This window comes from uncultured Clostridium sp. (assembly GCF_910588715.1).
GTDB lineage: Bacteria > Bacillota > Clostridia > Clostridiales > Clostridiaceae > Clostridium.
Window position 1 is genome coordinate 728,747 of the sequence record NZ_CAJURG010000001.1, and the last position, 14,782, is coordinate 743,528.

Annotated in this window: 13 protein-coding genes and 1 riboswitch; of the genes, 3 read left to right on the forward strand and 10 right to left on the reverse strand. The window is 25.7% G+C overall.

The features are described from left to right. Positions 1-8: 8 nt before the first annotated feature. The 5 genes from QZ321_RS03590 to QZ321_RS03610 all read right to left on the reverse strand — a co-directional run bounded on the left by QZ321_RS03590 (position 9) and on the right by QZ321_RS03610 (position 6,925). Positions 9-1,040, reverse strand: coding sequence for an iron ABC transporter permease (locus QZ321_RS03590; RefSeq protein WP_291746602.1), 1,032 nt, complete (start codon positions 1,038-1,040; stop codon positions 9-11). Continuing rightward, positions 1,021-1,950 carry an ABC transporter substrate-binding protein gene (locus tag QZ321_RS03595; protein WP_291746604.1) on the reverse strand — a complete coding sequence of 310 codons (930 nt, stop codon included), beginning with the start codon at positions 1,948-1,950 and terminating at the stop codon, positions 1,021-1,023. Before QZ321_RS03595 ends, QZ321_RS03590 begins: the two co-directional genes overlap by 20 nt. A gap of 321 nt (positions 1,951-2,271) precedes the next feature. Next, positions 2,272-2,453: riboswitch (cobalamin riboswitch) on the reverse strand. A gap of 178 nt (positions 2,454-2,631) precedes the next feature. Beyond that, on the reverse strand, positions 2,632-3,978 hold the full coding sequence (locus QZ321_RS03600; RefSeq protein WP_291746606.1) for an MATE family efflux transporter: 1,347 nt from the start codon (positions 3,976-3,978) through the stop codon (positions 2,632-2,634). Positions 3,979-4,112: 134 nt separating this feature from the next. Further along, positions 4,113-5,564 carry a PLP-dependent aminotransferase family protein gene (locus QZ321_RS03605; RefSeq protein WP_291746609.1) on the reverse strand — a complete coding sequence of 484 codons (1,452 nt, stop codon included), beginning with the start codon at positions 5,562-5,564 and terminating at the stop codon, positions 4,113-4,115. Positions 5,565-5,587: 23 nt separating this feature from the next. Further along, positions 5,588-6,925, reverse strand: coding sequence for an MATE family efflux transporter (locus QZ321_RS03610; protein WP_291746612.1), 1,338 nt, complete (start codon positions 6,923-6,925; stop codon positions 5,588-5,590). A 181-nt stretch (positions 6,926-7,106) separates the two neighbouring features. On the opposite strand from QZ321_RS03610, the gene QZ321_RS03615 reads away from it, so the two are divergent. Then, positions 7,107-7,844, forward strand: coding sequence for an FAD-binding oxidoreductase (locus tag QZ321_RS03615; RefSeq protein WP_291746615.1), 738 nt, complete (start codon positions 7,107-7,109; stop codon positions 7,842-7,844). A gap of 162 nt (positions 7,845-8,006) precedes the next feature. Here QZ321_RS03615 and QZ321_RS03620 read toward each other — a convergent pair whose 3' ends face one another. After that, positions 8,007-8,159: a hypothetical protein gene (locus tag QZ321_RS03620; protein WP_291746618.1), complete on the reverse strand. Its 153-nt coding sequence runs from the start codon at positions 8,157-8,159 to the stop codon at positions 8,007-8,009. Between the two features lie 362 nt (positions 8,160-8,521). Here QZ321_RS03620 and QZ321_RS03625 point away from each other — a divergent pair, with 362 nt between their 5' ends. Together QZ321_RS03625 and QZ321_RS03630 are read left to right on the forward strand one after the other, a co-directional pair. Next, complete coding sequence (locus QZ321_RS03625) at positions 8,522-9,436, forward strand: ATP-binding cassette domain-containing protein (protein ID WP_291746621.1); 915 nt, start codon at positions 8,522-8,524, stop codon at positions 9,434-9,436. Next, on the forward strand, positions 9,436-10,689 hold the full coding sequence (locus tag QZ321_RS03630) for an ABC transporter permease (protein WP_291746624.1): 1,254 nt from the start codon (positions 9,436-9,438) through the stop codon (positions 10,687-10,689). Before QZ321_RS03625 ends, QZ321_RS03630 begins: the two co-directional genes overlap by 1 nt. 50 nt (positions 10,690-10,739) lie before the next feature. Here the strand turns inward: QZ321_RS03630 and QZ321_RS03635 are convergent, their stop codons facing one another. The 4 genes from QZ321_RS03635 to QZ321_RS03650 form a co-directional block, all read right to left on the reverse strand. Then, positions 10,740-11,519 (reverse strand): endonuclease/exonuclease/phosphatase family protein, encoded by a 780-nt coding sequence (locus QZ321_RS03635; protein ID WP_291746627.1) that lies wholly within the window; start codon positions 11,517-11,519, stop codon positions 10,740-10,742. A gap of 167 nt (positions 11,520-11,686) precedes the next feature. After that, on the reverse strand, positions 11,687-11,842 hold the full coding sequence (locus QZ321_RS03640; protein WP_133015847.1) for a zinc-ribbon domain-containing protein: 156 nt from the start codon (positions 11,840-11,842) through the stop codon (positions 11,687-11,689). Positions 11,843-11,985: 143 nt separating this feature from the next. Beyond that, the gene (locus QZ321_RS03645; protein ID WP_291746629.1) at positions 11,986-13,149 is read right to left on the reverse strand and encodes an AI-2E family transporter; all 1,164 of its coding nucleotides are present in this window, start codon (positions 13,147-13,149) and stop codon (positions 11,986-11,988) included. A 175-nt stretch (positions 13,150-13,324) separates the two neighbouring features. Further along, on the reverse strand, positions 13,325-14,638 hold the full coding sequence (locus QZ321_RS03650; RefSeq protein WP_291746631.1) for an amino acid permease: 1,314 nt from the start codon (positions 14,636-14,638) through the stop codon (positions 13,325-13,327). Positions 14,639-14,782: the final 144 nt, after the last annotated feature.

Here is a 14,782-nt window from a genome sequence, read left to right on the forward strand (position 1 = left end):
AATCTCTCCTATTTTGACTTTTTAAAATATATATAAGCAAAAAATGGTCCACCAATTAATGCTGTTATTGCTCCAACTGGTAATTCTGATGGTGCTATTATAGTTCTTGATATTAAATCTGTAAATATCATCATACATCCACCAAAAACTACTGACATTGGTACAACATAAGAATGCTTTGACCCAAATATTTTTCTAACAACATGTGGAGCTATTAAATCTATAAATCCTATAGTACCACTAAGAGCAACAGCACTTCCTGTAAGAATTGCTACAAATAAAAATAATCTTCTTTTAACTTTATTTGTATCTACTCCAATAGCTTTTGCTTCATCTTCTCCAAAAGTTAATACATCCATTTCTTTAAAATAAAAAGCTATACCTATAATCCCTATAATAAAAAATGGTAAACCAGCTTTTACATAACTCCATCCCTTCATAGAAAATGTTCCCATTGACCACATAGTTATACTTTGCATTTTATCTGAAAATAATGCTGAAATTGTAGTTAGTATAGCACTAAAAAACAAAGATAATACCATTCCTACTAATATTATTGTTGTATTTGATAATCCTCTATCAACCTTTTCAGCAAATTTTAATACTATTATCATAGTAATTAAACTACAAACAAATCCAACTACTGGCAATGTTAATCTACCTAAAAAAGGAATTGACGCTCCTGTTACAATAATAATTCCTACCCCTAATGATGCACCAGATGACAATCCTAATGTATAAGGTGATGCCAATTGATTTTTTAAAACTGATTGTACAATAGCTCCACTAGCTGCAAGAGAACCACCAACCATAAATGCAAGTAAAACCCTAGGTAATCTTAAATTCCATATAATAGTTACTTGTTTTGGATCAATTCCATCTATTAATGGGACACTAAAAAACTTATTAGCTAAAATAAAAAAAGTATCAAATATATTAATATTGGAACTTCCGCTAGAAGTTCCAATACATATAGCTAATAATACCAATGGAATTGATAATATTAATAATATTTTATTTTTAGAAGTCTTTATACTCATTTGGATAAACATCCTTAGCCATTTCTTTTAATGCTTTTATTATATTTTGTGATGCTCTTGAAGAAGCATTTTTATCAATTTTATATACTTTACCTTCTTTTACAGCATTTATTGTGTCCCAACCTTCTCTGCTTAATACATCTTCAACAGCATTTAATCCTGCTTCATTTTCTCCTGGAGAATTTACTAAAATAACATCTGGATTTGCATCTATAACAGCTTCTGGTGTTACTGTTATCCATGAATTTTCTTCTCCAAATATATTCTTTGCTCCAATAGTTTCTATCATTTCATTTAAGAATGTCTCATTCCCAAAAGTATAAAGAGCTGTTCCTACTCCAATTTCAAAATAAACTTTTTTCTTATCTGTTATAGTATTAGCTATATTTTTTATAGCTTCTACCTCTTCTTTCATTGAATTTACTAATTCTTTTCCTTCTATTTCTGTCCCAGTTAAGTTTGCAATAAACTCAATATCTCCATATATTCCATCAATACTGTAACTACTTGGAATATATGCAACTGGAATTCCAGCTTCTTTTATTAAAGCAAAGGGATCTTCACTTCCTGCTTTATTATGTCCTGATGCAATAACTATATCTGGATTTAAAGCTATAATAGCTTCTGCATCTGGATTAGTAAAATCTATTTTAGGTAAATTTTTCTTTATTCCCTCAACATCTTCTGAATATTTATCTACAGCAACTAATTTATCTGCTAAACCTAAAGCTACTAATATTTCAGTATTAGATGGAGCAGTAGATATTATAGTATTTACTTCCTTAGGAATACTAAATTCGTTTCCTTCTCTATCTTTCATTGTTGTAGGATTACTTGTACACCCTACAAATATCATCATAGCCATTATCAAAGTAGCAATTAATGATAAAACTTTTTTTGTGTTTTGCATTACAGTTCCTCCTAAATTTTCATATTAGAGGGGCATTAGTTTAGTTAGCAATAATATAAAATTAAAATCCTTCTATTTTTTAGAATAATCATCTAATAAATTATATCTCTAACTAAAAAAAGCGCTTCATTTGTGAGAGCGCTCTAAAATACATAATAAATTTTGATAACTTCTTATTAATATATATCTAAAATAAATATTCATAAAATAAGCTTAATATTTTATTTATCAAGCTAAATTTTCAATATTTAAAATCCCATAAATAAGGTATATTAATTTTATTATCTATTATTTGTATCTATTATCTCACCCTCAGAAGATAATATTTTTATCATAGTAGGCAGGTCTCCCGGCTTAACTTCATTCTACTTTTCATACCTTCCCGCATATTATTGCAGTGGCAAATTAAATGAATTTCGTCAGTTTTACGGTTACTGGGGTAGCTTAGGACTTTAACCTAATTCCCTATTAAGTTTATAAACACCCATTATGCTTATTAAATCCAAAATAAATTATATATTTCTATATTTTATTTGTCAATTATATTCTTTTTAGCTTAATAATAAAAAAAGAAGCTGTATCATATTAAAATTTTATAATTTAATATTACTACAACTTCCTTATATTTTTATTTATAATCTATAATAAAAGATTATTTTATATAAATATTTTTTTAATTATTTATACTTTTATTTGACCATGCTTTAATAAGCTTTTTATTCTTTTAAAATAAGTAATTCCTAGAGGAATTGCAGCTGCAAACCAAGCTACTGGATCAGCTAAACAAATACCCCAAAACTCTAAATATCTTGGTAGTGTAAATGCAACTATAGCTCTTGCTATAAGCTCATATGCTCCAGCCATCATTGGAATAAATGAATCACCAATTCCTTGAAGTGCATTTCTATATATAAAAATTAATCCTAAAGGTATAAAGAATATAGCTGATATATCAAGTACTTGTTGTGCATATTTTAATATTTCAGCATCAGGATTAGTTATAAACATCATAACAAAATATTTTCCTAAGAATATTAAAACAGCGCCAGCAACAATACTTGTAATAATTGAAATTTTAGTACATGCTTTAACTCCATCTTTTATACGCCCATATTCTCTTGCCCCAAGATTTTGTCCACAATAAGTAGCCATTGTAACACCAAAAGTAATTGCTGGTTGCATTACAAGCTGTAACGCCTTTGATGCTGCTGTATATGAAGCTATAACTGTAGAACCAAATACATTTAAAGCACCTTGAACTGTCATTATTCCTATAGCAGTTATCGAAAATTGAAGTGCCATTGGAATACCAATCTTTAAATGCTTATAGTAGTATCTTTTCTTAACCTTAAAATCTTCTTTTTTAAGTCTTAAAATAGTAAATTTTTTATAAGTATAAATTAAACAAAGTATTGCAGATACACCTTGAGAAATAATGGTCGCATATGCAGCTCCCGCAACTCCCATTTTAAAATTAATTATAAATACTAAGTCTAAAATAACATTTAAAACTGATGATATTATTAAAAAATATAATGGTGTTTTACTATCTCCTAATGCTCTTAATATACTTGCAATTAAGTTATATGCAACTGTAGTTACAAGTCCTCCATAAATAATTTTTATATATGTATAAGCATCAGCCATAATATTATCAGGAGTATTCATTAATTTTAATAATGGTTTTCCACATATTAAACTTATTAATGTAACTATAACTACTGAAATAACTGTTAAAGTTACTGCACTCGAAACAGATTTACGAAGTCCTTTTTCGTCTTTTGCACCAAACTTTTGAGATACAAGTACTGCAAATCCACTAGTTAATCCTGTTGCAAATCCATTAACTAAAAACACCATAGACCCTGTTGAACCAACTGCAGCTAAAGCATCAACACCAACAAATCTACCAACTATTATAGTATCCACCATACTATAAAATTGTTGAAATATATTTCCTATTAATAAAGGTATTGAAAATAATAATATAAGCTTAACGGGATTTCCCCTAGTCATATCATTTGTCATATCATAATTCCCCCCTAACGTTTTATTTCATCAATTACATAGAATATCATCTTTATTGTACTTTTGCAAAGTAAATTTTAATAATTAATAAACTTTTTTAAATATTTTAATTAATTCTATATAATTTACACTTTTCAATATTTTCCCTTTAATTTGTTACTCACTTTACCTATAATTTTAATCCCTCTTTCTATTTCTCCAAGTGATAATCTAGAAAGCCCTAATCTTAAACATTCATTGCAATTATCATCAATAGAAAATATATCTCCTGGTGTAAATATAACACCTTCTTTATAGCAATTGTCCAAAAGGTTCCTTGAGTCTACACCATTTATTTTAATATAAATATGAAGCCCACCTTCACCCCATATAAATGTTGGATTAATATATTTATTAATGCATTTTATAGCAAAGCTATACTTTTCTTTATATACTTTTCTTATTCTTTTTATTTGTTTATTAAAAGCTCCTGAATTTAAGTATTCATAAAGTATTCCTTGATCTAAAAATGAGGTATGAATATTTTTGCATCTTTTTACGCTTTCTAATACGTCTATAACACTTTTATCTGCAATAATCCACCCTATTCGTATTCCTGGAAATAATATCTTAGAAAAACTTCCAATATAAATAACCCCACTTCCACCATTATCAAGAGCTATCATAGGAGATACATGAGTACTATTATATAAAAGCTCCTCATTAAATCCATCTTCTATTATTGGAACATTATATTTTTTAAATAAGTTATAAACTACCTCTCTTTTTTCTCCTCTCATTACTATTCCAGTTGGATTATGATATGAAGGAATTAAATATCCAAATTTTATATTATTATTTTTTAATTTCTTTTCTAACTCATTAGTATCTATTCCTTCTTCTGTCATAGAAACACCTATTACTTCTAATCCATGAACTTTCATAATCTTAATTGCTGTATTATGAGTTGGATTTTCACAAATAATTTTATCACCTTTATTGGTATACGAATTAATAACCATTTCTAAACCTTCTGTAAAACCATTTGTAATTATAATATCCTTTCCTTTTGTATTTACTCCCTTTGTTTTCATATAATTTAATAAATATTCTATAAGTGGCTTATAGCCTTTTGCATATCCATAATTCAAAATTTTATGACCTTCAACGGATATAATATTTAAAAATGATTTTTTAAATTCCTCCATATCAAATAATTCACCATCTGGTGATATGCTTTTAAAAGATATTAAATTTTTTTCCCATGGAATTTCACTTTTTACAATATCTAATTCTTCTGAAAAAGTACCATAATCATTAACTCGTTTACTCCAAGAAACCTTCCAACCATTTTCATTTACTGATTTAATTTCTGAAACAAAAGTTCCTCTTCCTTTTATAGTATATAAAATTCCCTTTTCTTCAAGGTTCTCATATGCAGTTATTACTGAATTTCTACTTACACCAAGCAATTTTGAAAGCTCCCTTGTAGCAGGGAGCTTTGCATTTGATACCAGAAGATTACTATTAATCATACTTACTATATAATTTTCTATTTGTAAATATAAGGCTTCTTCATCATTAAAATTAATTTTAGAAAATATCATTATCTTACAACTCCTAAAATATTTTACGCTACTTTAATTTTATCAAGTCTTGCCTGTGATTTTTTCATATACTTAATAGCTATAATAACAGTTACTAACTCACTAAAAGGAACTGTTAACCATATTCCATTATCCCCTAACACGATAGGTAAAATAATTATAAAAACAACTATTAAAATTACACCTCTTAATATTGATATAATAACTGAAGTCTTTGCATCTTCTAAAGCTGTAAAATAAGCTGATGCTAAAATATTTAATCCATTAAATACAAAAGCCATAGAATATAAGTTAGTTGCCTGTATAGTAAAATAAACTAAATCTTTATCTCCTTCAGTAAACATTGAAATAAGAGGTTTACCCCCTAATATCATAAATATAGTGCTTAAAACTCCTAATATACTTATAGTTATAATTGCAATCTTTAAAATTTCCTTTATTCTATCTTTATAATTAGCTCCATAATTAAAACTAATTATAGGACTAATTCCATTACATATTCCTGAAAATACAGCAGTTACTAAAGATGCTACATAAAGAATTATAGAAAAAGCAGATACTCCAATTTCACCAATTCTAATCATTAATACAATATTAAATATGTAAGTTGAAAAAGCAATTGCAAATTGTGTTATTCCTTCTGATGAACCATTATAAAATATTCTTATTATCTTTTTAAAATCAAATTTTACCTTACAAAACTTTAATATAGAATCTCTTTTTAGGTATTGACTTAAAGAAAATAAAAATCCAACTGTAAAAGCAATTCCAGAGGCAAAGCCAGCTCCTGCTAATCCAAATCCTAATTTTACTATAAAAATATAATCTAGTACTACATTAAGACCCGAACTAATAATATCTGCTATCATAGCATGATTTGGTTTTCCCATAACCCTAAGTCCACTACTTAAATATGAGCTACCTACAAAAGTTCCTAAAAATAAACATAACGATACTAAATATTCTACAACTAAAGGTACTAATTCATCATTAGCTCCTAAAAGCTTTGCTATAGTTGGTGCAAAAATAACAGTAAATATTGATAATAATAACGTTATTATAATAAGAGTATAAAATGCCAAACTAAAAGTTTTTCTTGCAGAATTTCTATCACCCTTTCCAAGTTCTATACTTGTAATTGTTCCTCCTCCAATAGCAACCATAATCCCTATGGCCATTGCTATTCCAAAAAACGGCATTGCTATATTAACTGCTGAAAGACCTTTAGAACCTATTACATTTCCAACAAATATTCCATCTACAACTATATATATTGAAAATACTACCATAGCAATTACTGATGGTATTGAATATTTTATAAATAGTTTTCCTATATTCTCTTTTCCTAATGTTAAATCCAAAACTTTCACTTCCTTTCTAAATAATAATAAACCCTATAGTAACAATAAGGTCAATACTTTTTTTATTCAATATATAATCTTAATAATAATTAATTATTTTATAAAACAATTTAAATATATTGACTTTATTTACCATGTTATTAGATAATAATTATTATATGGTAGTTTAGGGAGGTATGTTATGAATAATAAAAATTGGAATGATTTTAAAGAGTTAGTGTTAATTGATAAAACAGAAGTTTGTCCTGACATTGTTTCATTTTATTTTAAATCAAAAGATGGCAATAAGCTTATAAAACATAAAGCTGGTCAATTCTTACCCTTCAAAATAAAAACTGATGATCCTAAATATAAAGATGTTATAAGAACTTATAGCCTTTCTATGTTTCCTAATGAAGATACTTATAGAATAAGTGTTAAAAAGATTAATGGTGGTTTAATTAGTACTTATCTTCATGAAAATCTTAACATAGGAGATTCTATTTATGCTATGGCCCCAACTGGATTATTCACTATAAATAATAAAAATAATGATATAGTTTTAATTTCAGGTGGGATTGGAATAACTCCATTATTATCTATGTTATATGAAGAATCTTCTATTAGAAATAACATTCATTTTATACAGGCAGTTCAAAACTCTAGTCTTCATCCATTCAAAAATGATATAGAAAGTATAGCTAAAATTAAAAATATTAAAAATACAGTATTTTACTCTAAACCTTTAGATGAAGATAAAAAAGGTTTAGACTATGATTATACTGGATATATAAATAAAGAATTTTTAAAAGATAACATAAATTTAAGTTCAGATTTTTATCTTTGCGGTCCACCACCATTTATGAAAGCTGTTGAAAGTAATTTAATTGAATTAGGTGTAGATAAATCTAAGATAAATTATGAACTTTTTAGTAATTAATATATTATAAATTTTATTTATTTAAAAAATGAGAATTAAAATATAAGCATTTTATATTTTAATTCTCATTTTTAATTTGGTTTGTTTAATATAGTTTTATTTTTCATATTATTTTATTAATATTTATTGACTACTCTCTACTTATGAATAAATTCCTAATAATTAATTTAAATTTGGAAAATTAAATATCTCTAAAAGCTTGCTCTTAGGTTTTTGTTCATTTCCATGTCTTAATTTTCTTTCCTCTTCTTCGCAAAAAACTACTCCATCAATTAAACCATCATTACAATCTTTTTTATCATTCTTATATATCATAACTTTCACCCTTTTCTTAAATTAAACTTTATATAATTTATTATCTTCTCTACTAATAAAAATATTTATAAATTTTTAAACACTTTTAATCTTTATTAAAAATAGTAAATATTTTTTCTATAAGGCTTGCAATTGGAATTCCTAATATATTATTTTTTCTATTCAATGTAATAATTTCTTATTCTTTAAGTAATAGCAAATCTATTTACCTTTATTTTACTGTAAAATTTATTTTTTCCAACAAATCATTGCTTTTCTATATCAAATACCCTATAATAAGTTATAAATTACTTTTTGATAATCAAATACTTAAATTATTAAAAATAATTTAATACTTTTATTCTATAAAGGGGGACACTTTTATGAAACTAGAAATAAAAGATTTAAGAAAAAGCTTTTCTGGAAATGAAGTCTTACACGGAATTTCCTTTTCTGTGGAAAGTGGAAAAGCATTAGGATTATTAGGACGAAATGGGGCAGGTAAAACAACAACTATAAGAATATTAATGGATGTTTTTAAAAGTGATTCTGGTGAAATATTACTAGATGGTAAGCCTTTTATACCTAAAAATCATCAAATTGGATATCTTCCTGAAGAAAGAGGTTTATATCCTAAGAAAAAGGTAACTGAACAAATAGTTTATCTTGCAACATTAAGAGGCATAAGTAAAAAGGAAGCTAAGGAAAATACAAAAAAATGGCTAACTAGATTAGGTGTTATTGAATATGAAAATAGAAAGCTAGATACCTTATCTAAAGGCAATCAGCAAAAGGTTCAATTAGCTCAAACTTTAGTTTGTAATCCTAATATAGTTATTTTAGATGAGCCATTTAGTGGACTTGATCCTGTTAATGCTCAAATACTTAAAGATGTAGTTAGTGAATTAATTGCTGATAATAAGCTTGTTATTTTTTCTAGCCATCAAATGAGCTATGTTGAAGAATTTTGTGAAGATATAGCAATAATAAATAAAGGAAATATTTCTTTAAGTGGTAATTTAAAAGATATAAAAAAAGAATATGGTAAAAATAGACTTATTTTAAGTTCAAATAATTATTCCTTAGATGAATTAGAAGAAATATGCAAAAATAATTTTTCAAATTTAGTTACTGTTTATGCTGTAAAAAAGGATTTTTTAATATTAGAACTTTGTGAAGATTGCACTAAAAATTCTTTTTTAAAAAGTATCATAGATTATGGAATAGATATTGAAAGTTTTTCAGTATATGAACCATCATTAACAGATATTTTTGTATTAAAGGCAGGTGATGAATAATGAAACAATTTTTTAATGTTTTAAGCTTTGAACTAAGCAATTATTTTAAAAATAAAGGTTATTTAATTACTACTATACTTATTTCAATATTATTAATAATAGGACTTTCTTTACCATCAATATTTGATATGTCTAAACTTATTCCTAAGTTATCATCAAGTAATAGTACTGAAATTACAGAGGATAAAGATAAAACTAATTATGCTTTAATGGATATTAATAATGTTATTGAAGATAAAGCTATTCTTGAAAATTCATTTCCTAACTCAAATTGGATTATAAAAAATAGTAAGGAAGAAATTGAAGAACTTATAAATTCTAATGATGCTGAAGCAGGATTTATAGTAGAAAACTTAAATAAATATTCATACTTAGTTGAAAATTATGGGCTTAATGATAACAATCAATTGCTATTTGAAAATGTATTATCTACATTAAATCAAATTGAATATGCTAAAAATAATAATTTGAATTTTTCTGAGCTTCAATCTGTTATAAATACTTCTTTTGAATCTGAAGTAACTATACTAGGAAAAGATAGTGCAAATAACTTCTTTTATGTTTATATCTTTGTTTTTGCAATGTATATGATGATACTATTATATGGTCAATTAATTGCAGTTTCAGTTACTTCTGAAAAAAGCAATAGAGCCATTGAAGTTTTAGTAACAAGTGCTAATAGCAATAGTCTTATATTTGGTAAAGTAATAGGGGCTGCCCTTGCAAGTTTTATTCAAGTTGCAATAATATTAGCTTCTGGTATGCTAAGTTATGCTTTAAACAGTAAATCTTGGAATGGCATATTAGATGGAGTATTTAAAATTCCAAGTAATATACTATTAACATTTATCATTTTTGGTAGTGTTGGATACTTATTTTATTCATTCATATTTGGAGCTTTAGGTGCATTAGTTTCAAAAACTGAAGATATTAGTTCTAGCATTGCTCCAATAACTATGATTTTTGTTATTGTATTTCTTATCAGTATGTTTGGACTTACAAATAGTGATAGCCCAATTATAAAAATTGCTTCTTTTATACCTTTTAGTTCCTCTATGACTATGCTTATAAGAGTTGCAATGAGTAATGTATCTAATTTAGAAATAATTATTTCATTTATTATACTACTATTATCTACTATATTAATATCTCTTGGTGCTGCTAAAATTTATAGATTAGGTACTTTAATGTATGGAAATCCTATTAAATTAAAAAATGCATTAAAGTGGTTTAAAAAAGAAAAAATTTCTTAATTTTATTTTAAAACTAAAAAATGATAACTAATATAGTTATCATTTTTTAGTTATCTTTTTATTCTAATATCTGCTACTAAAGGATAATGATCTGATGGATATTTTCCATCAATATTATCTTTAATAATATTAACATCAACAATTTCTAAATCTTCACTTACAAAAATATAGTCAATATGGAGGCCTTTTTCTTTACCTTTAAATTTACTCATAGTTGATTTATCATATAGTTCTTTTTTTACTTCTTGAACAGCTACAAATCTATCTGTACTATATTCACCAGAAGCAAATTTTTTAATAACCTTACTATTGGGAGTTGCATTAAAATCTCCCATTATAATCACTGGTAGCTTTTCTTCTTTATGATTCTTTTCAATAAATTGTCCTAGCTTCTTTAGTCCAAAATCCCTAGCTTGTGGTAAAAAACAATCTAAATGAGTATTATATATTCTTATCTTTTCTCCACTTTTTAATTCTACAACGGCTGTTGTACATATTCTTGGATATAATGAATACCAAAGTTGACTTCCAACCTTATCTGGATTTTTAGAAAGCCAAAATGTTTTATGATTTAATATTTTATGTTCTTCTCCAATAAATAAATTATTTCTTTCTGAAAAAAATCTTTTAGTTCTTGCACTTCCTATAATATTATAATCTTTAACACTTAACATTATATCTTCATACATCTTATTAGTTACTTCTTGAGCACCTATAATATCACACTTATATTTATCTATTATGTTATAAACTATATGTTTCCTATTATCCCATCTATTTTTAAAATCTAAAATAAAATCACTTCTTAAATTAAAAGACATTACTCTCATAAAATTTCTCCTTAAATCACTTTATACTAATTTATTATACTATTTTTTACTTAAAGTGAAACTATTAATAAAAAAATCTAGTAAATCTATAAAGATATTACTAGATTTTTTTATATTAAAAGAGCTATAGAATAAATTCTATAGCTCTTAAGAAACATACTTTATAATTATCTTCTATTATTTTGTTGTTTCTTAGCCTTTCTACAAGCTGGACATCTTGTTGGTTCATTTTCAAACCCTTTTTCCTTGTAGAATTCTTGTTCTCCTTCAGTGAAAACAAATTCACTTCCACAGTCTCTGCATGTTAATGTTTTGTCTGCCATTTAAAATTCCTCCATAATATGAAAGGTCTAAACAAAAATAACAACAAAATAATAATTATTAGTTACTGTTTGTATCCCTTCCGTGTCTTTACATTATTATAGTATAAACACTTTAGAAATTTATATACATAATTATAGTTATATTATTTATATTTTTCTGTTTCTATTGGCAGACCTTTCTTTCTTAATTTCTCTTCAATTACTTCTTTAACAATTGAATAGAATATTGCAAATAAAGGAACTCCTATTACCATACCTACAAAGCCCATAAATTTAGCTGCAACTAAAAGTGAGAATAAAATCCAAAATGCTGATATTCCAATTGAATCTCCAAGAATCTTAGGTCCAATTATATTTCCATCAATTTGTTGAATTATAATAATTATTATAACAAACCATAACGCTTGTATTGGAGATACAAATAATATTATTATTGCTGCTGGTATCCCCCCTATAAATGGACCAAAGAAAGGAATAATATTAGTAACACCAATTATTACTGAAATTAATAATATATATGGCATCTTAAATATAGTTAATATTAAAAACGTTAATATACCTATTATAAATGAATCTAAAATTTTACCACCAATAAATCTACTAAATGTCATATTGCTATGAGTTGCTAATCTTAAAATAAATTTAGCTTTTTCCTGTGAACATAATGCATAAATTATTTTTTTACCTAATGCCATAAATTTTTCTTTATCTATTAATATATAGATAGAAACTATTATACCTATTATTATGTTTAATATACTAGATGTTGCATTCATAATAAAATTTCCAATAACAGGAACCATATTACTTATCAAAGTTATCATGTGTGTTATTGCTTCACCAAATTTATCAGTAATTAAAGTTTTATATTCTGCTTGAAGATTTAAATTATTAAATAAGTCATTAGTAATCTTAGTTAAATCATTTAAATATTGAGGTATATTATTTACTAATCCAATAATACTATCTACTAATTGAGGTAATACAAATTGTATAAATAAATATGTAATTATAGTTGCAGTAACATAAGTTAAAACTAAACCTATTCCCCTCTTACCTGATTTTTTTAAATTTTTAAAAGCTTTATTAGATAATATACAATCTTCATAAAATCTTAAAATAAAGTTTAATAAATATGCTAATGATCCTCCTATAATAAATGGTTGTAATGTTTTAAGAAAACCATTTATACTTGCTTTAATTAAATTAACTTTTGAAATTCCCAAATATAAAATAATACTTGCACAAATAACTAAAAAAGCATATGTTGCTATAGTGGCGTATTTATTATTCCAATTTATTTTCATTTTTGTCCTCCATATTTAAAATATTACTTATATTTTAGCATACTTTATATCTAAAAGTTGTTAAGTTTTTTTAAAGTTAATTATTTATTAAAAATAAAGTCAATAATAATTATAGCTATATTTTAATAAATAATTTCTAGCTAAAGTTATTACTGACTTTTTAATTTAAACTATTCTATTTGTTTTTATGATGATTATATATGTATACAGGTATACCTATTAACATTAGTATAAATCCCCACATAACAGTATCTGCTCCTGAACCATATATAGTCCAAATAACATATACAAATGCTAATAATGGTAAAGCCGATTTTTTAATAAATATTTTAAAATTAAATTTCTTTTCTTCTTTAAATATAAGCATCATTTCTGCTGATACACTTAAAAGATAAACTGGAAGATATGAAAGTGTTGCAAGTATTGTTATAAATGTAAATGCATCAACCATACCCTTTTGGAAATTCATTATTAATAATATGTTTACTAAAACCGAACCAAATATTAATGCACTAACAGGTGTTCCTGTTTTTTCATTTACCTTACCAAAAAATTTAGGAAACACACCATCAACTCCAGCAGCATAAGCTACTCTAGCTGTAGATAAAAGCCATCCAATTATAGTACCTAAAATACAAATAACAACAGCAACTGTAAGTAATTTTCCTAAACCACTTCCTAAGGCATTTGTTAATATATCTGTAAGTGGAGCTGAACTTTGAGATAACTCCATATTACTCATAGCCCCCATACTTCCTATACTTATTAATAAGTATATTACCGAAGATATTATAAGTCCATAAATTGTACTTTTTCTTATATTTTTTTCTGGATTTTCTAATTCACCTGCAGCTACTGTTGCACTTTCAAGTCCTATAAATGCCCAAAGTGTTGAAGTTGCTGCTAAAGGAACTGTACTAAATCCTTTTTCACTTGGAAATAATGGTAATATATTTGCAGAATCAAAATTTAAAAATGCAACTATTATAAATAATCCAAAAAATAATATTTTAAATACTGTAACAAATGATTGAATTTTCCCTGCTTTTTTTACTCCTGATATATTTATTAAAGTAAATATCCATAAAACTGCACTTGAAAATATTATAGATACTATAGGTTTATTTAATACAGGAAATACTGCTGAAGCATAACTTGTAATAGCAACTATTATAGCCGCATTTCCTATCCATGATCCATTCCAATAAAGCCAAGCACTTAAAAATCCTGCAAAATCACCAAAGGCTTCTTTTGTGTATTGATAAGCTCCTCCTGTAGCTGGATACTTTGTACCAAGATTCGCAAATGAAATTGCAATTAATATTGATCCAATTGTTGTCAAAATCCATGCAATAATCGTTGCTCCCGGACCAGAAACCTGTGCTAAGGTTGATGGCAACATAAATACACCTGAACCAATCATATTACCACAAACAAGCATTGTTGCCATAAAAAGACTGATTTCTTTTTTTAAACTTTTGTTTTCCATATCTACTCCTCTATTCTTAACCGTATATTTAACCCAATACATTTATAATGTATTTTCGACATTTTACTACATATGTAATTTAAACAATTATTTTTATAAATGTCAACCTGATTATATTTTAAATTGTAACTGTAAATTTTATAT

Excerpts from the sequence above, each read along its gene's own strand:
- QZ321_RS03590 (WP_291746602.1), bottom strand. The coding sequence starts at position 1,040 with ATGAGTATAAAGACTTCTAAAAATAAAATATTATTAATATTATCAATT.
- QZ321_RS03595 (WP_291746604.1), bottom strand. The coding sequence starts at position 1,950 with ATGCAAAACACAAAAAAAGTTTTATCATTAATTGCTACTTTGATAATG.
- QZ321_RS03625 (WP_291746621.1), top strand. The coding sequence starts at position 8,522 with ATGAAACTAGAAATAAAAGATTTAAGAAAAAGCTTTTCTGGAAATGAA.
- QZ321_RS03620 (WP_291746618.1), bottom strand. The coding sequence starts at position 8,159 with ATGATATATAAGAATGATAAAAAAGATTGTAATGATGGTTTAATTGAT.
- QZ321_RS03650 (WP_291746631.1), bottom strand. The coding sequence starts at position 14,638 with ATGGAAAACAAAAGTTTAAAAAAAGAAATCAGTCTTTTTATGGCAACA.
- QZ321_RS03630 (WP_291746624.1), top strand. The coding sequence starts at position 9,436 with ATGAAACAATTTTTTAATGTTTTAAGCTTTGAACTAAGCAATTATTTT.
- QZ321_RS03645 (WP_291746629.1), bottom strand. The coding sequence starts at position 13,149 with ATGAAAATAAATTGGAATAATAAATACGCCACTATAGCAACATATGCT.
- QZ321_RS03615 (WP_291746615.1), top strand. The coding sequence starts at position 7,107 with ATGAATAATAAAAATTGGAATGATTTTAAAGAGTTAGTGTTAATTGAT.
- QZ321_RS03640 (WP_133015847.1), bottom strand. The coding sequence starts at position 11,842 with ATGGCAGACAAAACATTAACATGCAGAGACTGTGGAAGTGAATTTGTT.
- QZ321_RS03600 (WP_291746606.1), bottom strand. The coding sequence starts at position 3,978 with ATGACAAATGATATGACTAGGGGAAATCCCGTTAAGCTTATATTATTA.
- QZ321_RS03635 (WP_291746627.1), bottom strand. The coding sequence starts at position 11,519 with ATGAGAGTAATGTCTTTTAATTTAAGAAGTGATTTTATTTTAGATTTT.
- QZ321_RS03605 (WP_291746609.1), bottom strand. The coding sequence starts at position 5,564 with ATGATATTTTCTAAAATTAATTTTAATGATGAAGAAGCCTTATATTTA.